Below are 22,428 nucleotides of genomic sequence, written 5' to 3'. Positions count from 1 at the left end.
TTTCATAAAAAAGAAAGCGACTGTTCATACGCATGAACAGTCGCTTTCTTTTTATATTCTTTCCCATCAATCCACCCTATCAAGATCCGTGATCAGCAACGGATTGTGCAAACGCATATCATTGATCATCTTCTCAACCTCGCTCGTATGAGGTTTAGCCAGCAAACGGTCCACTTCTTTAGTAGTCAAACCAACCATCTGCAGAAAAGAAACTTCTCCATGTGGTGTCTGTATCACACCCAGTTCAGGGTCAGGTACAAATGCCAGTCCGACGATATCTGTAGCAGTCTCCAACCTGATCGGTCCTTTGGCGGGAATGAAGTGATAAGGCTCAAACCAGCGTTTACTTTCATAGACATAACGCGCCAGGTTGTTCATTACCTGTATAGCCCATAAAGGGTCTTCACCATTATCTTCTGAGAAAGGTTTGATCCTGAAGGTAAATTCAAAGCCCCATTTGCTGAACTCACCACCGGCTTGTTCCGCATCATAATAAAGCTGGGACATGCCATAACTAACGAGATGGCGGTGTGAGGTTTGTTTCTCACTGTCATAGATGCTGGTGCCGTCAATAGGATCTTCACCTCCTATTGCAAAGTGCAGGGGCGGAGCATAGTGTCGTGGCTCCGTTTTACCATAGATAGTTTCCAGTTGCTTATCTATCGACAGCCAGCCTACTGCATCGTCTTCTTTGAATAACTTTTTGTACTCTTCCTTAGTCATAGGTTCAATAACGTTTACATTACAGTTCGTGTCTGATCATTTTTCTCACCAGGTCATCCTGGGTTTCACGTTCCCTGATGATATATATTTTGTCTTTATCGATCATGATCTCTGCAGGCCTTACATGCAGGTTATAGTTGCTGGACATCACCATACCGTAAGCACCTACTGTAAATACAGCAACATAATCCCCCTGATGTAACGGCGGTAAAGGTCTTTCTTTCGCCAGGTAGTCGGATGATTCGCAGATAGGTCCTACCACATCATAATTGATCAATCCGGACTGCTCTACAGGGTAATTACGATTGGCCAGAATATGCTCCTGTTGTGGTTTCACAGGCCAGATAAAATGAAAGGCATTGTACATGGCAGGACGGATCAGCTCTGTCATACCGCTGTCCAGGATCGCAATTTTCTTATCGCCAGACTGTTTTACATAGAGCACTTTTGTAACCAGGATGGCAGTATTTGCAGAGATAGAACGTCCCGGTTCCAGGATGATCTTAAATCCTTCATTCTTCACATATGGCTCCAGCAATGCAACGATAGGAGCAGCAAAGCTCTCCCACGAGAAGTTGTCGTTGTCCTTATAATTTGCAGGGAACCCACCACCAATGTTCAGCACATTCAGGATGATGTTCTGCTGTTTTAAGGATTGTACCAGTTCCACCATTTTATGGATCACCTCTTCATAAAAAGAATAAGAAGAAATGGGTGAACCGATATGACAATGCAGACCGCTGATCTTCACATAAGGATGATCAGCATTATCTACGACCAGTGATTGTACATTGGCAAAGTCGATACCGAATTTCGCGCCTTTATATCCTGTACGGGTTTTCTCATGTGTTTTCTCATCCAGGATGTCGGGCAGGATGCGGATCAGTACCTTCACTTCCCGTTTCAGTTCACCAGCCAGTTCCTGTACCCTTGCCAGTTCCTGTTCTGATTCTATGTTGATAAAACCTACCTCGCTGAGAATAGCGTCTGTAATTTCTTCATCAGACTTACCCACACCGGCAAATACTACTTTTGAAAGATCTGCATTGCTCTGTTTCACAACAAACAGCTCTCCCCCGCTCACAATGTCCATCCCGGCGCCCAGTGCCGCCAGTTCATTCAGCAGGTGTACATTATTGCTCGACTTCACAGAAAAGCAGATCATAGGGTCCAGCTTTTCAAAAAGCCCGTAGATCTTCTTGTAATGCTCTCTGAGCGTATTAGCTGAGTACAGGTAAAACGGCGTAGGAAGACCTCTCTCCGGCAAACTATTCACCGGAATATCTTCACAATACAACACTCCATTCTTATATTGAAATAGATCCATAATAAATTATCTATAAAACAGTAAGATAAAAGAATTTATTGTTATGAAAACATTATAAAGCGCCATTTCAATAAAATCGAGGAATTCCGATACCTTTGTCTCATGGATCAAGTAGACGTTTTTAAGGCCTTATCCAATAAGAAAAGATTAGAGATACTGGCCTGGCTAAAGGAACCGGAAAAGCATTTTCCCAAACAGGAATGTGGGGAATTTGGCGAGACAGGCGTGTGTGTAGGCCATATTCAACAGAAATCGGGACTTACCCAATCTACAGTATCGGAATACCTGTCGATGCTCCAGCGGGCCAACCTGTTAATAGCCACCCGACTGGGTCAATGGACGCATTATAAAAGGAATGAGGAAGCTATCAAAAAGCTGGGCCTCCACATCCAGGATGAACTATAGAACATTTATCACTGGGGAACCAGCAAGCCTGTCTCCCCAGTGGTAAATCGTTTATTTTCCAGGCTTATATTCAAGAGATGAAGGTGGCGCAGCCTGTTCCCCATTACCCCACTGCTTATTCGGCGCTTCTCCCATCACCAGTTTCAATACACCTCCTTTCAGCAATGACTCGTGTGTAAACCAGGGCATATTTACCGGCTGACCGTTCAGCGATGCCTGCTGGATGTATTTATTTTTAGCAGAACTACCCGGTGCAGATACTGTAAATACCTTACCGTTTGATAGCTTAATATTCACTTCCTCAAACACAGGGCTACCGATGTTATATACTGGTATACCAGGTGTTACCGGACAGAAACCCATCATAGAAAATACCACGAAAGCCGTCATACCGCCACCATCTTCATCACCGGGAATACCGAACAGGTTATCTGTATACCAGGTGTCCAGCAGCATGCGGATACGCTTCTGTGTTTTCCACGGCGCACCCATATAGTTATACAGGTAAGGAATATGGAAGCTGGGCTCATTTCCCATTACGAACTGACCTACCAGACCGGTAGCATCAGGGAATGTGTACCATAACTGGTATTTGCTGCGCCCCAGGTCTTCGCGGAACAACTGATCCAGCTTTTCTTCCGCTTTGGACCTGCCACCCATCAATTCAAACATACCATGCAGATCGTGTTTCACATCCCAGTTATAAGTGTAGGCATTGTTCTCTGTAAAGTAGTCACGTCCACCCTGACCACCGGAGAACTTAGGATCGAATGGCTCTATCCAGTTACCTGCTGCATCTTTCGGCCATACAAAACCTTTGTCCGCGCGATATACATTTTTATAGTTAGCCGCTCTTTTCAGGAACAGGGCTGCATCTTCCGGTTTACCGGCTGCTTTTGCCAGCTGCGCTATACACCAGTCGTCATAACTGTTTTCCAGTGTTACCGCTACTGCCTGACGGCGTTCAAAACCATGCACTTCCTTCACGGTTTCCTTCTCGTCAGGTTTCAGTGCAGGCATATATCCATGTTCATTATAGAAAGAATCAAGAGAGGTTGCAGGACCATTCCTCCAGGGCAACAGGGTAGCCTGCAGGGAATTCTTTTTCAGCCCTTCGTAAGCCTTCGCTATATCAAAATCTCTCACGCCTTTGAACCAGGCATCTGCCATCCAGGCCGCAGCATGGTTACCCGTCATACAGGGATTATCTCCCCATAGAATTGAGAAGGAAGGCATCCATCCGCTTTGCTCATACATCGTCACGTAAGAGCGGATCTTATCTGCTTCCATCGCTGGGTTCAACAAAGTCTGTAATGGCTCAAGTGCAATGTAAGTATCCCACAGCCAGTTATCCACATAAAAAGGCTTGTCGGAGTTGTGTACCTGGTGATCGTATGCGCTGTAGTACTTCCCGTATTCACTGATGTCCACCATTCGCTCATAAGATCGGTACAGAGAGGTGTAGAACACCCTTTTCTGCGCAGCAGTGCCCCCTTTTACGTTGATCTGGCCCAGTACCTTATCCCAGGCCTGGAATGCCTTATTAGTCACGGCAGCGATACCCCATGCAGGAATTTCTTTCTGGAGATTGATCTTCGCCTGTTCCACACTGACGAATGAGATGCCATATCGCACATCTACCTGTTGGGTTTTATCGCCGGTACCAACAAAGAGTTTTTTGTTATCTCCGCGATATGCTGTGCCGGTAATATCCGTATTCAGTTCAGCATAGAAATATGCGCTCATACCTGAGAAGTTCTCTTTCCCGGTTATCACACGCTTACCGCTCACAGTCAGCTCCCCGCCCTGGTTAAGAATGCTAAACCGCAGGTAATGCGGCTGATTGCCTGCAAAACGGATGCTGAAATACCCGCTGCGCGCAGTTGGCGAGAACTGCACATTGTCTGTATCGTCGAGGTACACATCGTATTTATACGGCCTGGCTTCCTCTCTGTCAGATACCCGGGATTCCTGCCCGTTGCTGTTACTGATCTCCCCGGAGACGGGCAGTAAGCCGAACAGGCTCTGTTGACGGTGAGAGGCTATCGTTAGCGGGAAATAATTGATCTTATCGTCCAGCTGGTCCTTACGGGAAGGAAATACTCTTATCATACTGTTAGGCAGGTACATCGCCGGGCGGGTAGGCTCCAGTATAAGCCCTACACTGCCGATAGTGGGATCTACGTACGATACGTTACTGGCTTTTGCTGGCTGTTGTGCCATCGCCGCAGTGACCGATCCCAGTAGTAAAATAGCTGTACTTATCAAGTGCCTGTTTCTTTTCATATGTTCCATTTTGCATAATCAGGACGGGCAAAGTACAAATGAAAAAAGAGACTCCAAAACCGGAGTCTCTTTTTTATCAAGCTTTTTAAATGATTAGTCTTTCAGTTTCAGGTAAGCTTTTACCTGTTTGTAGTCGTTCCAGTCAATACCGGCAGCCTTACGGGCTTCTTCGCTACCTGGGATCAGTACATATCTATACTGTAGGTATTTAACTCCTTCGTCCTCAATTGTACTGGCGTCACCACTGGCTATCAGTGTGATCAGCTGCTCCGAAAAAGACGGCGTAATAGTAGCTCCGTAGAATGGGATGCTATATGGTAACGCTACGATCTCTTTTCCATCTTCTGAACCCAGGTTCACAAATACTTTTACATCACCGGTAGACAGGATCTCGTCAGTCAGCTTTTCAGCTTCGATACCTGCACCAAAGAAAAGGGTATCCAGCTGACCGTTGTCATTCTCATCTGATTCTTCTTTCACTGCCTCATACTCTACATCCAGCCAGTCAGAATAAATAATGCCAGGACCATTCTCACCGGCATCGCCCTTAGGGCCCGCAGGACCAGCTGCACCTGTGTCGCCTTTAGGACCGGCTTCGCCATCTTTACTACATGCGCCAAAAAAGCAGATACCACATAACAACAGGGCATACAAAGACATCTTTCTCATGTTTCGATTTAGGTTTTAAAATTTAAATGTTAAAGTGATTGTTAATTATCTCCATCAAATAGTTGGCTTCCGTTAATGGCTGGTTTCCATCTGCTACCAGATATTACGCGGGCACAGGTCCGCAAAGCGGTTGCCTATCATAATGCCCAGTACGATCTCATGAGAACCATGACTGGCGATATTCAGTCCTGAAGTAGTATAATCATAGGAATATCCGACGTTGAAAGTTGCATTGACATTAATACCAAGCATGCCCGCCACACCGTCTTTATGCCGGTAGGATGCTCCTACCCAAACACGATCACGGTATTGCAGTTTGGCATTCACATCAAACCCTACCGGCAGCGCAGTTACATACCTGATCATCACAGAAGGCAACAGGCTGAGATCTTCATCTACCCACAAACGGTAACCGGCTGTAGCAAATAAATGCGGTATCAGTTTCCCACGGTACACACTATCCCCTCTCACCTTCCCGTCGTCAAAACCGATTGACGACGGCACCACATTCTGCGCAGAGATACCGGCAAAATATTGTGCAGAATACAGGTACAAGCCCACACTCACATCGGGACGCCACCTGCCTAACACTGTACTGCCAGCTATTGCAGGGTCAGACGGGTTCTGAAATTCCAGCTTGGAAGCATCCAGCGATATCCGCTGCGCTCCCACCGAAATACCCGCACTCAGACTTGTTCCCGGCGCTATACCAATATGATGGGCATAGGTACCACTCACGGAAAACCTGTTCAGCGGCCCTGTGCGGTCGTTCAGGATCGTTAATCCCGCGCCGGCATGAGACGCTGGCGCAGAATAAGAGTCCCAATACGCCTTCCCGCGGGGGTTAGAGCCTTCCGGATTGAAACCCGTAGCCGAAGCCTGCGGATAGTCCGTTTTGCTCAATGGCCCATGTACCGTCAGGTAAGTCGTGACAGGGCTGCCATTCAGACCCGCCCACTGGTGCCGGTGACTGGCCTTCACGTCCCAGTAATTCTCTATGCCCGCTACAGCAGGATTAATGATGAACGTGTTCAGTACATACTGTGTGTAATGTGGTCGCTGCTGCGCCAATACCTGTACTGGCAATGCCAGTACAAGTACTATTACAGCTATCATGCCCTTCAACTGCATTCGTTACTGTTTTAAGATCCTCAGTTCTATACGCCTGTTCAGTCTTCTGCCTTCCGGATTGTCTGATCCGTCAGGTAAAGTGTTAGGTGCTACTGGTTTGGTTGCGCCATATCCTTTGTACTGGAGGCGTTTTTTGTCAATGCCTTTATTCACCAGGTAAGCCACACAGTTCAACGCACGTTTCTCTGACAACTGCTGGTTAAAGGCTCTCGTACCGGTATTATCAGTGTGTGCACTGATCTCTATTTCCATCTGCGGATGATCTTTCAGTAAGTCCACCAGTTTATCCAATGCAGGGTGTGATGCTGGCGTAAGCACAAACTCGTTCACCTCGTAATAGATTTCCTGCATAGTGATCGCTGTATTTACCGGAGCGCTCAGTATCGTGTCTGCCAAAGTAGGCGCAGGTTTCTCAACAACAACTACTACCGGCTCTTCCTTCACAGGTGGCGGTGGTGGTGCCAGGTGCAGACTGAAAAGCTCAAGGCAGCATTCTGCGGAACGATCGGAACAAAACCAGGCATCCTCAAGAATGTATTCAGATTTACTTCGACTGAAGAAATACATATCATCCTTCACGTCATTTACAGGATAACCGAAGTTCACGGGTGCATCCCACTTACCTGGAGTACCTTTTGCGTAATACAGGTCAAAGCCGCCCATCCCTGTTCTTCCGTCACTGGCAAATACCAGTGTACCGGAAGCAGGATGAAAGAACGGCGCTTCCTCGTTAGCGGAAGTATTAATGGTTGACCCTAAATTCTGTACAGATAAAGGTTTGCCGGCAGCATCCAGTTCTGCAGACCAGAGATCATATCCTCCGGAACCACCTGCCCTGTCACTTGCAAACAACAGGTGACGGCCATCTGCCATTACGAAAGGCTGTTGCGTATTGGCGCCCGGCGCATTCACCACATCACTCAATTTCACTGCCTCACTCCACTTGTCTCCCTCTTTACGACTGGCATATATTGCTGCGGATTTTTTTCCATCTGCCACTGTCCATTGCGTCAGGTATAATGTGTTACCATCTGCAGAAAGACTGATCGCACCCTGATGCGTCCTGGATGGCTGTGGTATACCTGCTTTGCTGATGGCAGCTGCAACAGTATCTTTCGCCACATAAATGCGGTTCACGTAGTTGGACTCTTTCGTAGATGTGAACAACAACTGATCACCCGACCATACAGGGGCATAAGTAGCGCCCCCGGCATTCAGCACAGGAGGCGCTTTTTTGATATGATAGTCGGACAGTTCCTTTTTCTGTAATTGCTCAGCGATATAAGGCAGATTACGCAACTCCTGTTCGGCAGCTGCACTGTAAGTATCTTTCTGACCGTATTGCGCAAGGAAACCTTTAAATGCAATGGCTGCACTATCATACTTCTCCAATGCACGAAGGCTTTCCCCATAGTAATAAGCCGCCAGTGGGAACCGTGCGCTGTCAGTAGTTACTACTTTACCAAACAACGGTGCAGCCTTTACAGGATCATGCAGGCGACGGTAACTGTCTGCCAGCTGATATGCTGCCTGTATCTCATCGCCTGCAGGTTTTGTTTTTACAGAACCTCCCGGCGCTGCATAAGGGCTATACCCCCCTTTTGCAATATCCTTTGTATTCACAGCCAGGTACTTCTCATAATACAGGGATGCAGAATAATAATCCGCCTGTTTATAATAGCTGTCTGCGGCCCTCAGATAACTTACTTTATGTTGAGCCCATGCCAGCTGCATAGCGGCCAGGCCTATAACTGTCAGGAATAATTTCTTCATGGTGCAAATAATTTTTCTTTATAACCTCGGACAAACGAAATCACCTGCCGGTGTCTTCACTGATTTCCTGCCGATGAACGATAACGATAATTCAAAACTGTTGGAGCCCCTGGTAATCTTACCCAGGTCGGACGAGTTCACATCGTAACTCAGACCCAGCATAAAGCTTTTATAACTCACACCGGTATATACAGAGAACGCATCTTTGAAACGGTAGTTAGCACCCAGCATCACATCTGTCTCAGCAGCAGCAGTGTACTGACCATAAGCACCCAGCATTTTTTCCTGCGCCGACCCCTGTTTCATATACAGCACATTCGGCGTAAGGCTGAATAACTCAGAGATCATCACCCTTACTCCTGCGTGTGCAGTTGTACGCATTGGTATACGTGCATCTCCTGTAGCGCTGAACTGGTCATTCGGCTTATTCAGGTGCATGACAGAGAAACCGCCATACAGGTTATATTTCTTTCCCGGCTGTGCATCATAATACAGTACGCCTGCACCTGCATCGAATGTGGAAGCAGTCGTTCTGTTGAACATGTCGTTTGTTGCCTGACCCGGATTATAACCGGTGATAGGATTCCATTGATCTCCGAAATGCAGCTTAGAAGGATCGAACTTGCGTTGTATCAATCCCATCTGAATGCCAAATACAAGCCTGTGCTGCTCAAATGCTCCAAATCTTACACCATTGTAAGAAGCGCTTCCGTACGCAGTTGTATAGTTATACCCGCCATCACCCGCCTCCTGGTTCAGCACACTGGCGCCGAAGCTGATATTGCTGTTCGTATTGACCTCTCCCGCTATGCCATAAGTCTTAAAGGGACTGCTCACACTTCCCCATTGTGAACGGTAGATCCCCGATACACGGTAATTACCATCAAACACACCTGTCAAAGCAGGATTCAACCATGCAGGGTACACGTAATAGCCAGAGAAGTGCGGGTCTGACTGCGCCTGCAGCTTTTTACCGGTAAGGCTCACCAGGGTCAGCATCAGCAATGCTTTGGTAAAAGTTCTCATGATGTCAGCATTTTTTATTGATCAATGTTTTTTTAAAAGTTGTTCTTATCTCACCAACACTACATAACCAGTCATCGGCGCAAATCCATTCTTCAGTTTTATAACATAATAGTAAGTCGCAAGTGGTAAGGGATGTCCGTTCATCGTTCCATCCCACGGTGTTTCATAACCGGTGGACTGATACACTCGCTGCCCGTTACGGTTGAAGATCTCCACGGTACAACCCGGATAATCCGACAGATTGGTCAGCACCCATGTATCGTTAATACCGTCACCGTTCGGAGAGAATGCGTTAGGCGCTTTTACAGGTTTGAACACTTTCACAGTCAGCTCGTCACTGGCAGTACAACCACCCAGACCTGTTGCTGTCAGTGTATAAGTAGCATCGTCCATCACTGTAAGCTGTGGCCTTAATACATCGGGATTGGAAAGGTCTGTTACAGGCGTCCATCTGAATGTCAGTCCTGTTTCATCATTTACTACAGGTTTGAACTGTACAACAGTGCCCTCGGTCACTACAAACGAAGGACCTGCATCCACAACCGGCTGCAAATAGATCTTCACAGGAGAAGTAAATGGTTCGGATACACAACCTGCATTGCTGGTTACTATCAGTTGCACATTATAATCGCCCGGATTCTCGTAACGTTTAACAGGATCAGCTATATCAGCCGTACCGCCATCGCCAAACTCCCATGCCCACGCACTGATCATGCCATTGGTAACAGTACTTTCATCAGCGAAAAAGTTATCAGTGCCTTCACACAATGTATCAGGAGAAGCTGTGAACGCTGCAACAGGCGTATTGAAAAATGCACTGAGCGATTTAGTCGTATCATGCGCGCAACCAAAGGTTGATACGACAGACAGTGTAATATCATAGGTGCCCGCAGCAGCATAATTATGTACAGGATTAGCAGCGGTAGAAGTACCGGCTCCATCTCCGAAATTCCATTGATAACTTAAAGTAGACTGATCTCCTGAAGTAGATGCATTCACAAATGAAGCAGCTCCTGCCGGCATGCACACCGCTGTTGGCAAACGGAAGTCAGCAACAGGTAAAGTGTGCACAACAGCGTTCTTAGTAACCTCATCGCTCACACAACCGTTATCACTGACAGCAGACAGCTTTACTGCATAAGTACCGGCCCTTGTGTATAACTTGTCAAAAGTGCCGGTTTGTGTACCTGTAGAACCATCTCCGAAAGACCAGTTCCACGTGGTGATTGTACCACTGCTTACGGACGACTGATCTGTAATAGTTACCGGTGCGCCAAGACATACATCTGCACTGACGGTGAAATCAGCATCAGGTGCTGGCATAACAGTCACCGTTGCCGGGATAGAATCCATACATCCACTGGTGGCGGTAAACACATACTTCACAGTATGCGTACCAGCTCCTGCTGCCGACGGAGTAAAATTGCCGGCAGCATCAACATACGGGCCCCGGTAGATACCGGCCCCGGTCACGCCATTCGTAACCCCGGCAAGCGCAATGGAGACTGTCCCCTTTACGCTTTCGCAAACAGCTGGTATGTTGGCATACGTCAGTACCGGTTTCACATTAAATGTGGCCGTTACAACAGTATCCTTCACACAACCGTTTACGGTCGTCACACTGTGCCGGATTTTATAGGAACCATAGTAGGTATAGGAATGTACAGGATTAGCTAAAGTCGATGTGTTTGCATTACCGGGCGGTGTCGCATTGACATCTCCGAAATCCCAGGCATACGATGCCAGGGCCTGCCCATCAGGCGTGGTAGACGTAGTGGTGAACTGCACCTGTCCACCTTGTGGCATACAATTCAGCGGGTAAGTAAAGGAAGCCACCGGTGCTGCATACACAGTCACTGTTTTCTTCACTGTATCACTCACACATAGCTGGCTTACCTTTACCACCTGCTTAACAGTGTAGGTTTTATAGTTCTGATAAACGTTTGTCGCATTAGCATTGGTGGTATTGGTCTTAGTAATACCATTACCGAAATCCCAGTACCATTCTTTTATCGGAGCAGTACCGGCGTAGCTGGCATTGTCCGTAAAGGTGACGGTACTCCCAGCGCAAACCGCCGCTGGTGTTGCGGCAAAGTCTGCGGCTGGTTTATTATATACTGTCAGATTAAAGCTCGTATCAGCCACACAACCATCTTCGGTAGCCACTGAATATTTCACCAGTGGTGTACCTGCTGCCAGCTTCTGTGCAGCGCTTTTTGTTGTAGCAATAATATTACCCGGGAACTCCCATTTCCATTGCGCCAGCTTATAACCATTACTGGTATCCTTTCCGGCAAAGTATGCGGTATCAAGCACGCAGCCGGAAGGAAAACTGTAGGTAGCCAATGCATTAGGCTTCCCTTTTACTATTACACTGAAATTAACTTCCTCGGTGTTGTTACAATTGTCAATATGCGGAGCAGTGGAAAGTACGGTTACATCAAAATAACCTGCATTGGTAAACTGGTAACGTTGAGGCAAAGTGTATTGATAATAAACCACGCCGTTCACCACCAGCTGTTTGGCCGGTACTGGTGCATTCTGCAATACATCGGTAGCCGGTGTGATGTTCGCACCCAGTTTACTCAACTGCCATTCAAGCTTTGTAGGCTGATAAGTTAACAATACTGAGAGGTCCAGCGGCGTGTTCACACAGGTAAATGCATGCACATCTTTTGTTGTATCTGCCTCATTATGTATCTGCCCGATGGCATTAAGATTATTGATGAACGTACCCGCATTATAACCATAGCTTTCAAAATCACCTAAACCATAAGTAATAGCATTAAAAGCGGAATCACTCTGCACCGTACACTGTGCAGCTGCCGCTGTCCAACGTTTAACTACAACAGTATATCCCGGCAGATTGGGATGTGGATATGTAACATCAAACGTATTACCACCATCAACAGTGAGAGACTGCATCCCGTCATTAGGAATAACCAGCAGTAACCCGTTCACGGTGATCCGCTCCACATTGTTCCTGTAAAAAGCAACCTTCTTGGTCGCCTGTTCAATAGGGCTTAAATAGATCATCTCGGGGTCGCCGATACCGGACGTATTGGGACAACCACCCTGCGAAGCCATGAACTGCGCCAGTAAGACCGGCTTATCCGCCTCTATATAATCTGCGCTACTACTCTGGAATTCATAACAGGAATGAGAGGTCAGTCCTGTTAAGCGTACACCATTACGCTTTACTATTGTAGAAGGGTCTTTAACAACAACTTTATAAATATTGGTCTGATAGCTGGTAGCCACCCTTCCGGAAATAGGCATGGTCAGGTAACGTTTTCCCCACGCCTGATAAGGGAATACCTGTTGCATGTTATTGTCTCCACTGGTACCGGCAGTAACTCCGGTACAGTTGATACTGGTACGGCTGCTACCAGAAAATACGGCTATGGGGTAACATTTGCCGGATGCGTTTGCGATAGAACGGACAGTAGTTCCTGTCAGTTCCTTACCTCTGCCGCTTCCCAACGGAGCGCCGATCAGCTGGTAAATATCGCCTTTGTTGAGTGTCACCGTAAACGGAACGTTTGCAGCACGTCCGTTACGGCTCGACTCAGAGGGGTTAATCTCAACCATCGTATTGTCTTCCTTGGCAATAATATACATCCAGGAAAAACAGTCATCTGCAAAAGCCTGCTGGCTGTTTAATGAGATATAGGAATATCCCCAGGTAGATACCGGCATCAGCATGGTAGCTCCTGATGATACACTTCCAAAAATGTGCGCATAAGCAACAATAGGCACGTTACTTACGATGTGGATTCCTTTGTTACTGAATATCCCTTCCCCTCCCGTACCTCCGTAAGAAGGCGGTACTGAGTAAAGGCGGGCATCATTAGAACCTGACTTCGGGATAGTTTCTGTTACGATCACCGTGTTGGCAGGTATATTATATGTTCTCGTCCATGCCGTACCGTTAATAGTTACCGTCACTGTAGCAGCTTCCTCTGCACTCAGGTACACGACCATATCCTGGCTGTTGGTAGATCCTGGTTCCATAAACTGGTGGTGCCCATATCCTACCCAGAATTCCTTTCCGCGGTTAGACAGTCCCTGTCCCATCGCACTTATTCCGCACAGTGTGAAGATGCAGGCAACAGCGCCTTTACGGACTGCTGCCTGCATATTTTTGATAATATTGGTTACGAATGTCGTCATGGTTATCTGATCAGGTTGATAATACCTTTCTTATCTACCGTTGTTCCGTCAATTAAATTCAGTCTGCATACATACATGTATACACCTGATGGTTGCTGTTTGCCTTTGTGTGTTCCATCCCATCCTCTGTCCTGACTGTCAGAGTCGAACAGTTTCTCACCCCACTGGTTGAAGATCATCAGGTGCATGTCTTTGATGATGCTGCCATATACTTTCAGGATATCGTTCACCGCATCGCCATTCGGTGTGAAGGCGTTCGGGATATAGATACCATCCAGCAATGTCGTACCACTCACAGGAGCCGCCGCCTTCGGTTCACAACCCAATGCGCGTACATACAGTTTCACTTCCTGTACCGGTTGTAAACCGGAGATAGTATGAGAAAGTCCTTTGCTACCAGTAGATGGATTGCTCCAGTTCAGACCATCTGTCGATACTTCATAACCTGTTGCATTCGGCACTGCATCCCATGTAAACTTGAGTGAATTAACACCCGCTGAATCCAGTTTCACTAACGGCGCTGTCAGCTGTGGTAATACCACTACTACGGCACGTGTACGTTCGGAAGACGCACAACCGTCTTTAACTGTTTCGAGGAAGTATTCACCGCCTGCTGTTACATTGGTCAGGTTCAGCGTGCTGCCTGTTCCTATGTTCCTGCCACCTGTTGCTGCATCGTACCAATTGTAGTCTATACCGGTAGCAGGGCTTTGTACTTCGAAAGTCACGTTACTGCTTAAGCACACCGTGAAGGAATCTGTTACCAGGATACCCGCAGCAGGTCCTTTCACCAGCAGGTCTTTCGTCGTATCAGCAATACATCCGTCTTCACCGATCACTGTTAATGTTACCGGATAAGTACCACCGGCGCTGAACAGATGAACAGGTGTTTTTACACTGTCAATCGCACTGTTGCCAAAGTCCCATTTCCATTTGCTGATAGCTGCACCATTTGCAGTTACTGCACTGCCTGTGAAGTGTACTGAGTCGCTCACACAACCGTTGAAGGCGCTGGTATAGTCAACCTTCGGTGCATCGATCACCGTTACAGGCAGGAAGGTCTCTACTTTATTATCACACGCTTCGAAAGATGGGTCCTGCATTACTACCGGTACATGATATACACCCGGTTTAGAGAAAGAATAATCCTGATCTATTATAAAGCGATAGTATTTCTTGTTATTCGCAATGAAGGAATCTACCGGTACCGGATCGTTCTGCGTTACATCAGCTGCTGGTGTGATGTTGCTCACTTTGCTGATGTTCCACTGCAAACTGGCTGGTCGCTGTGTAGCAATGAATGTGAAGCGGAATGGCGTATTCACACAGGTATACTCATTGGCTGTATTCGGGTTACCATTTACATTGGAGATAGATGTCCTGGTATTCAGGTTCCTCACCAGTGTACCTGCGTTATAACCATAACTTTCATCACTGCCAAGACCGTAAGTGATGGCGGTAAATGCAGAATCACTTGTTACATAGCTCTGCTCTTTCGCTGCATCCCAGCGTTTTACCACTACGCTGTATCCGGTCAGGGAAGGATGCGGATAAGTATAATCAAATGTTGCACTGTTATCGATCTTCAGGCTGGTCACACCGTTTGTAGGAATGATCAGTGTCAGATAGTTGGTAGTGATTCCTTCTTCAGTATTACGATAGAAGCCCATTTGTTTGATACCCTGTTCCAACGGACTGAGATAGATCATCTCAGGGTCTCCGTTACCGCCGGTGTTCGGACATCTGTCCCAGGAAGACATGTATTGTGCTACCATGATCGGCTGATCTGCTTCTATATAAGCAGGTGCATCACTCACGAACTGATAGAAACGGCCATTGTTCAATCCTGCAAGCGGCGCTCCGTCTATCTTCACTTTCGTTGCTGCATCTTTCACCATGATCCTGTACACATTACCCATCATCGTTTTTGGATCATCGTCAGTAGATGTAGGCGCTGTCAGGTAACGTTTACCCCATGCCTGTGACGGGAAGCATTGCTGGATGAAGTTGTCTCCATTACCACCGCTGCCGCTCGGATCACAGCTTACGCTGGTACGGCTGCTTCCGGAGAATACCGCTATCGGGTAACATTTACCCTGTGCGTTCTGTACTGATCTGAAACGGGTACCGGTTACATCAAGACCTACCGCATCACTCACTCTTCCGCCGAGTACCTGGTAGATCTCACCTTTGTTCAGCGTCACTGTGAATGGCATATTCGCCGAATGACCTGTTGCAGTACGCACAGATGGCGTGATCTCTACAACAGTGTTTGGCTGATCAGCCACTACATACGCCCATGAATAATCGTTACTGCCATATACCTGGCTATAACCCAGTGCGTAATATTCATATCCGTAGGTACCTACCGGCAGGAGCATGGTAGCGCCCGATGACTGGTGACCATAAATATGTGCATACGCTACGATCGGTTTATCACTCTCGATACTGATACCTCTGTCGGAAATACCCTCTGCTGCCAGACGTGCATCTTCAAGACCATTCTTCGGTATCAGGTCGGTAGATAAAGTAGTATTCGCCGGTACGTGGTAACGTTTGATCCAGCTTGTACCATTCACTTTCACAGTCACATCAGCAGCTTCCTGTGCACTCAGGTACAATACCATATCCTGGTCATTGCTGCCGCTGAAGAACTCATGGTGACCATAACCCACCCAGAAACGGGTACCTCTGTTGGAGCTGTCTGCCGGAGGAATAACTACTGGCACTACTGCTCTCGCGCTATCTACCAGACCGGTGAATTTATCGAGGAAGCTGAGCTTAGGCTCTGTGATATAATTGTCGAACTCATTTACTTTACTGCTATCTCCTACAAGCCATTTGTCATTGGCATCTGTTCTGCCCAGTCCTAACTGGTACTGTGCTTTTACAAAGCCCTGCCATGGGTCCATGTAGAATTGTTTTACAGAGAAGTCATACGTGCCTGTACCGGTTGCGTCAACATCATTATAGAAGTACATCTTCTCAGCAGATGCCGGTACGTTAGCAGGCAGTACGCCTGTATATCTTCTGATGTTCAGGGTAGCAGGAACAGGTGCGCCTGCCGCCCAGGTGATGCTCATTACACTGTCAGATCCCATCATGAAGTGCTGGGTAGTACCTGCAGCAGGAGCAGCAGGAATAGCTGTCAGCAATGCAGGAATAGAAGTAGGTTCGAACTCATATGCTCCGAGGTCTGGTACGCCTGCCTGTAAAGTAACAGGCCTTGATTGACCGTCAATATCATGATCGTTACCTGGTAACTGTACGCCACGGCCATGCAGTGCCCATACATCAGGACTGCTTACTACAGGACTGCCATCCGCCAGGTTCAGTTCAGGTTTGTAATAAATAGAGTGAAGGTCTTGTCCTGTACGTGCACTCCATGCTGGCAGCGTCGCTTCCTTATAAAGAGAAGTAGACGCCAGTACAGCACCGGTAGAGTACAATACGTTATAGTCTGTATTCTCTTCCTTCTCATCACTCATTTCCAGGGCAATACCAGCTGCGCCATGATAGAAGATGTTATTCCTTACCACCACATTGCTCGCGCCATCTTCATTCAGTTTGACTGCACTGTTGGTTTTGCCTGACAGGTCAGGAGAACCATTATAGATCGTGTTATTATAGTAAGTAGCATTAGCGTCTGACAGTACCCAAAGCCCGTAAGCCAGTTTAGCAGAAGTCTGTACACTTGATACGTTATTGAGTACGCTGCTGTATTCGTTGTGCTCAATGTACATACCATACAGACTGGATTTGTTGTTGGTCAGCGCGCTGATCTTATTACCTTCTATCTGCAATGGCTCGGAAGGTATTGTTGATGACCATGTTGTATAGATACCATATACCTTATCACCGGCAACAGTATTGAGAATGCTGATGGTATTGTTATTAATATGCCATGCAGTATCCGATTCAAACTGGTAAATACCATAACCGGAGCTGCTCATATCACCATCCAGGCTAATACGGTTCCTGGTAATGTTCACACGGCTGGTGTATTGTGAGAACACACCCCATTTAAAACTATTGTTGATAATATTGCTGTCAATCACATGGTCCTGCGACAGGTTCTGGTCGTTCACACCAGACAGGTAAACACCGGCAGAACCATTGGTAATAGCATTGCCCTTGATCACAATATTCTTGCCCAGGAAATCTTCACCGACGATAGCGGCAACATCTGTGCTGCTGTTGATCACATCAGGCGCATAGATATAACAGTTCACAATGCTGTCATAAGAAGCAGGGCCTGACAGTAATACTACTTTACCATAGTCATTGTCGGTCGCCTTCATAGTAATAGCCTTGATGGTCACATACGCAGCGCTGTCGAGCGCGAACACATAGTTCTTATCATAAGCTGAAGCATTGCTAAGTGTAACACTGGCAGCATCGTTATTCGCACTGCAGAAGGTGATCCTGCTGTCGGGGCCTGCACCTGCTACATCATGCATTCTTACCTGCTCATTGTAGAGGCCAGCTGCCACCTTGAATACTATAGGACCAGCAATACCACATTCCAGGGCTTCCACTGCCTTGTTAAAGGATTGGAAGTTGGTCACACCCGCAGGTAATGCAGGGTTGATAGTGTATTCGCCCGCAGGAAGAGCTGCGTTCATATTAACATGTACAGGGGCAGTATACACAGTATCAGTACCACAAACCAGTATGCAACGGAAGTAATTTTCGAATGTAATTGGAATAGCAAGAGAAGACAGATATTGCCATTCTCCCATGCTTGTCCATGGACCAGCTGCTGTTTTAGCAGACTGCCAGCGGTAAGTTTGTGTACCTCCTTTTGTATTGCCAGACAGGTCCAGCAACACAGTATCGCCCAGGCAAAGACCACCCGTTGGAGTAGCAACAGCAGTACCTGGTGTTGGTGGTGCTGTACATGCAGGAATATTGATCTCGTAAGCGCCCAGGTCAGGTTTTGTCGTGCTCCTGTTCACCCCGATGATGTCTTTCAACACACCTACAGGTGTACCTGCATTATCAAACGGAGAGATGATCGGTGCGTAGTTGCCATTCACCACATCTGCATACACCGGCGCAACACCGATAGAAGCTACACCAAATGGAGAAGCCTGCCATCCTGCGATATCGGTGATACCTACTCTGTCAACCTTTCCGATATATGAAGCGGAAGTAGCTTTCAGATAGATGTCGTTATGGCTGATGCTCAGTATCTGTTGACCGGCGTTCTCCAGGTTCAGACCGATCCTTTCACTTCTGCTGGTCGCACTTCTGATGCTTACAATGTTGTTCGTGAAAGCAAGGCTGTCTGCATTACCGTTCAAAGTAAAACCGATAACATTCGCCTCAGGAGAACTTTCTATTTCGATAGTATTATGATAGTAGTTTGTTTTGTCAGTGAAAGAGGAGTAGATACCAACTACATCATTACCTGTTCCTCCAGTTGCATGAATCACGTTGTTTCTAACATTGTTCCATGTTTTCTCTCTTGTCTGTTCGATGTCAATACCACGGAAACCACCGTACGCGGAAGGATCGCCGCCATAAGGATTAACCAGTTTGTTATTCTCGATCAGCAGGCCGCTCTGGAATTCTGAGAAGATACCATTGTAAGAAGACATACCAGCGTTACGGGTAGGACGGCTGATGATATTACCTGCTATGGTAGTATTAGCGGTACTTCCCATTGTGATACCATACTGTCCGAAGTCAGAGATCTTGTTATTCAGGATGCGGTTGTTCCTTGCAAAGTAGTTGTCTCCACCATACAACGTTACACCTGAATAACCACCCACAATATTATTCTTCTCTATCAGGTTCGCATCGCAATAGGAAACATTGTACCTGTCTGATTCATCATTACCATTGATCACCACAGCTGCTCTTCCGAATTGTTCGGTAGTGCTTACAAGGATGTTACATCTGCGGATAATATTGCTGTCTGCATCGTTCAGTAATTGAACGCCGAATCCGTAATCACCGGCGCCATTCGCATCAATGGTCAGGCTATCGATGATCACATGGTCTGCACCACGCAGTTTTACAACCGCTCTTTCCATTGATACAATAGAGCTGTAAGCGATGGTGTTACCATTACCATTGAAAGTAACAGTGTTCACTGCAGAAGATCCCTTGATAGAATCGATGATGAGTTGTTCATTATAAGGGCCTGAGTTAGCTACCACATTAAATACCACAGGACCGGTAATACCGCAGGATAAAGCATCCGCTGCAGCGGCAAAACTGGTAAAGTTGGTAGCAGAAGGCAGCGCACCTTTATTAATAGTATAAGTATTTGGCGCCATAGCCGGGTTCACTGTCAACAACACTGGTGCGGAATAAGCGGTGTTACCGCTACAGGTTACCGCAAGACGGTAATACCTTGTAACAGTAGCAGTGATCACTGAGTCAGGGCCAGTCAGCACATTACCAAGATTAGTGAAAGGACCTGCAAGTACAGTAGCTGTCTGCCATTGATAGGTTTGCCCTACACCTACTGAATTGCCGGAAGCGCCCAGTATAACAGACGTATTCACACACACTACAGGCTTGGATAATGTTGCAGTACCAGGTGTAGGCGGTACGGTACAAGGCGGCGGTGTAAACTCATATGCCCCGATGTCAGGTGTAATATTGCTACGGCTGGCGCCAGTAATGTCCACATTGACATTTTCATAACCACCCTTATTATCAATTACATTATTCCTGGGCTGGAAGTTACCAGTGCTTGGATCTACAAATAAAGGCGGTGCAAACACAGACGCCTGATCACGGCTGCTAAGTGCCTGCCATTGTATTAATGTAGCTGCATCCTGTCCTTCAAATCCCACGAATGCATTGGTAGCGGCAGCTTCTATATAGTAGCCATTATTATCGGCCTCAAGACCGGCACCTGCTCCATCAGAAAAGATCGCGTACTTTTTGGAAGTACCTGTCCTGGAAATGTAGATCAGGTTATTTTTGAATACCTGTCCACCGGCACCATTATCCGTAGCAAACCCCTTAGTCTCATAAGTTCCAGGGTTTACGGCACCATCCAGGATGATCGTGTTGTGGAAGAAAAAGATATTGTTGGAATAGTAACAGCTGATACCTATTACATTCTCACCACTGTTCATGTTATAGATCAGGTTATTGGTGATCTTGTTCTCCAGCCCTGTCAGTGCCACTACCATGTTCACGTAAATACCTGTTGCCGGATCGTCCTTTCCGGGCGCTGCACCGTAAGGATTGCTGATACGGTTACCGTTGATGGTTGCCTTTGTATTCAGTGTGTTTAATTCTATACCTGCAAATGACCAGGAAGAAGTACGTGTCGGACAACTAACCTCATTACCTTCTACCAGCGCATTGAACGTACCCTGAAGTTTGATACCTGTATTATGAAAATCGTAGATCTTATTGTTGATGATCTTGTTATTCATTACTGCCGTTGCGTTGCTTCCCAGCATCACAATACCATAGAATCCACCTGTGATAGTATTACCACTGAAGGTATTATTATCGGAACGGGCATCCTGATCGTCCATCGTTGCTCCGCCAGTCACCGCAATACCGGCAAAATTGCCGTCGGATGATTGTGTATCAGATATGATCGTACAGTTACTGATCGTATTATTATCGGCATCGTTTGTCAGGTGCACTGTAAGACCGTATTGGTTCCAGCCGATGCCGTCCGCTTTTATCCGGAGATTATTTACAGTCACATAGTCAGCACCGTTCAGCTCAAGTACAGCCTGTTTGGTGATATCTGAAGATAGATAGTTCAGCTCCTGACCATTACCGTTAATAGTAATAGTATTGGTAGCAGAAGCCCCCGTAATGGCAGGGATGATCACCTGCTCGGTATAAGGACCGGAATTAGCAACAACATTGAATGTTACCGGACCATTGATACCACATTTTATAAAATTAATAGCGTCTGCAAAAGACTGGAAGTTTGTACCTCCGGTAGCAGCACCTTTATTGATAGTAAACACACCACTCACCGGCGCAGGTGTTACCACCTCTACAGCTACTGATGTAGATGATGCACCGCCAGCAGTACAGGTCACCTGGCAACGGTACCAGGTAGTTTCTGTTTGCGATGCAGTATATGTAGGTAAAGACGCACCTGGGATATTTGCCCAGGTAGTATTATTATGAGAAGATTGCCATTGGAAAGTCAGACCGGAAGCAACTGAAACGCCTGTCAGGGACAGTTCTGCCTTGCCTGTTGTACAGATATCCGCAGCATTGGCATGCGCTGTTCCTGCTACAGGTGTACCTGTACATGCAGCAGCCGCAGCCCAGGAGAACATGATGTCAGGACGCGTGTTCATCTTACCGATATTAGTCGTCTGCGTAGTACCGCACTGCCCCGCACCATTCGCGCTATAGGTATGGGAAGCCCTGAATGGCAACAACTCCGTATAGGCTACTTCCGGATTCTGACTGCTTCTGGAACCGCCCGGGTCACCACTGCACACTTCCACAATGATATTGTCCAGGCCATTCCAGGTAACAGCAGAAGAGAAATTAAATTTATTGTAACCCGCTACCGGCTGATAATTCACAGGACCATATACCTGTGTATTCACCGTTTCCCAGCGGGTATCTTCCAGATTATTCAATGTCACGAACCCTATCTTTATTACATAGCCTTCTACCAGACCAACACCACGAAGGTTCAGCATGTTAAAGGCCAGCGCACTGATGTTGCCCGCTTCCATCCCTGCTGCATGCAGTTCAGACGCCAGATAGAGATATTGTGCACGGGCGCCGGTCCTGTAGTCCTGCAGCGGACAGGGATAGAAACTGATCTCGTTACCGACCGTACTTGACCCGATCTTAATATCGGTTGTCTGGGCCTGCGTAAGCTGCACGCCCATCAGCAGTACCGCTATGAGCAAAAAGCCCCTGTAAAAAGAATAAGTAAAATGCCGTTTCATATG

The 22,428-nt window shown here is 46.9% G+C and carries 10 protein-coding genes; 1 reads left to right on the top strand and 9 read right to left on the bottom strand.

The genetic code is table 11. The annotated features are described in order from the left end of the window. Positions 1-66: 66 nt before the first annotated feature. Together C7475_RS18290 and lysA are read right to left on the bottom strand one after the other, a co-directional pair. On the bottom strand, positions 67-723 hold the full coding sequence (locus tag C7475_RS18290) for a suppressor of fused domain protein (RefSeq protein WP_110054831.1): 657 nt from the start codon (positions 721-723) through the stop codon (positions 67-69). Positions 724-742: 19 nt separating this feature from the next. Beyond that, positions 743-2,050 carry a diaminopimelate decarboxylase gene (lysA, locus tag C7475_RS18285; protein ID WP_110054830.1) on the bottom strand — a complete coding sequence of 436 codons (1,308 nt, stop codon included), beginning with the start codon at positions 2,048-2,050 and terminating at the stop codon, positions 743-745. Positions 2,051-2,152: 102 nt separating this feature from the next. Here lysA and C7475_RS18280 point away from each other — a divergent pair, with 102 nt between their 5' ends. Further along, a complete protein-coding gene (locus C7475_RS18280) occupies positions 2,153-2,455 on the top strand; it encodes a helix-turn-helix transcriptional regulator (protein WP_110054829.1) in 303 nt (100 codons plus the stop codon). 51 nt (positions 2,456-2,506) lie between these two features. Here the strand turns inward: C7475_RS18280 and C7475_RS18275 are convergent, their stop codons facing one another. The 7 genes from C7475_RS18275 to C7475_RS18245 all read right to left on the bottom strand — a co-directional run bounded on the left by C7475_RS18275 (position 2,507) and on the right by C7475_RS18245 (position 22,425). Then, on the bottom strand, positions 2,507-4,741 hold the full coding sequence (locus C7475_RS18275; RefSeq protein WP_110055052.1) for a GH92 family glycosyl hydrolase: 2,235 nt from the start codon (positions 4,739-4,741) through the stop codon (positions 2,507-2,509). A gap of 93 nt (positions 4,742-4,834) precedes the next feature. Further along, entirely contained in the window at positions 4,835-5,410 is a 576-nt protein-coding gene (locus C7475_RS33170) for a collagen-like protein (protein WP_199236253.1), read from the bottom strand. Between the two features lie 93 nt (positions 5,411-5,503). Continuing rightward, entirely contained in the window at positions 5,504-6,541 is a 1,038-nt protein-coding gene (locus tag C7475_RS18265) for a type IX secretion system membrane protein PorP/SprF (protein ID WP_110054828.1), read from the bottom strand. A 3-nt stretch (positions 6,542-6,544) separates the two neighbouring features. Continuing rightward, entirely contained in the window at positions 6,545-8,314 is a 1,770-nt protein-coding gene (locus tag C7475_RS18260; protein WP_110054827.1) for an OmpA family protein, read from the bottom strand. A gap of 18 nt (positions 8,315-8,332) precedes the next feature. Continuing rightward, a complete protein-coding gene (locus C7475_RS18255; RefSeq protein ID WP_110054826.1) occupies positions 8,333-9,340 on the bottom strand; it encodes a PorP/SprF family type IX secretion system membrane protein in 1,008 nt (335 codons plus the stop codon). Between the two features lie 45 nt (positions 9,341-9,385). Next, positions 9,386-13,513 (bottom strand): gliding motility-associated C-terminal domain-containing protein, encoded by a 4,128-nt coding sequence (locus tag C7475_RS18250; protein ID WP_110054825.1) that lies wholly within the window; start codon positions 13,511-13,513, stop codon positions 9,386-9,388. A gap of 2 nt (positions 13,514-13,515) precedes the next feature. Beyond that, positions 13,516-22,425: a right-handed parallel beta-helix repeat-containing protein gene (locus tag C7475_RS18245; RefSeq protein WP_110054824.1), complete on the bottom strand. Its 8,910-nt coding sequence runs from the start codon at positions 22,423-22,425 to the stop codon at positions 13,516-13,518. Positions 22,426-22,428 lie beyond the last annotated feature (3 nt).

It is taken from the genome of Chitinophaga sp. S165, from assembly GCF_003182155.1.
In the GTDB taxonomy this organism is placed as follows: Bacteria; Bacteroidota; Bacteroidia; order Chitinophagales; family Chitinophagaceae; genus Chitinophaga.
Note: the sequence above shows the minus strand (reverse complement) of the source record. Positions and strands in the feature narration are given on the sequence as shown.

Excerpts from the sequence above, each read along its gene's own strand:
- C7475_RS18260 (WP_110054827.1), bottom strand. The coding sequence starts at position 8,314 with ATGAAGAAATTATTCCTGACAGTTATAGGCCTGGCCGCTATGCAGCTG.
- C7475_RS18255 (WP_110054826.1), bottom strand. The coding sequence starts at position 9,340 with ATGAGAACTTTTACCAAAGCATTGCTGATGCTGACCCTGGTGAGCCTT.
- C7475_RS18290 (WP_110054831.1), bottom strand. The coding sequence starts at position 723 with ATGACTAAGGAAGAGTACAAAAAGTTATTCAAAGAAGACGATGCAGTA.
- C7475_RS18265 (WP_110054828.1), bottom strand. The coding sequence starts at position 6,541 with ATGCAGTTGAAGGGCATGATAGCTGTAATAGTACTTGTACTGGCATTG.
- C7475_RS18250 (WP_110054825.1), bottom strand. The coding sequence starts at position 13,513 with ATGACGACATTCGTAACCAATATTATCAAAAATATGCAGGCAGCAGTC.
- C7475_RS18275 (WP_110055052.1), bottom strand. The coding sequence starts at position 4,741 with ATGAAAAGAAACAGGCACTTGATAAGTACAGCTATTTTACTACTGGGA.
- lysA (WP_110054830.1), bottom strand. The coding sequence starts at position 2,050 with ATGGATCTATTTCAATATAAGAATGGAGTGTTGTATTGTGAAGATATT.
- C7475_RS18245 (WP_110054824.1), bottom strand. The coding sequence starts at position 22,425 with ATGAAACGGCATTTTACTTATTCTTTTTACAGGGGCTTTTTGCTCATA.
- C7475_RS18280 (WP_110054829.1), top strand. The coding sequence starts at position 2,153 with ATGGATCAAGTAGACGTTTTTAAGGCCTTATCCAATAAGAAAAGATTA.
- C7475_RS33170 (WP_199236253.1), bottom strand. The coding sequence starts at position 5,410 with ATGAGAAAGATGTCTTTGTATGCCCTGTTGTTATGTGGTATCTGCTTT.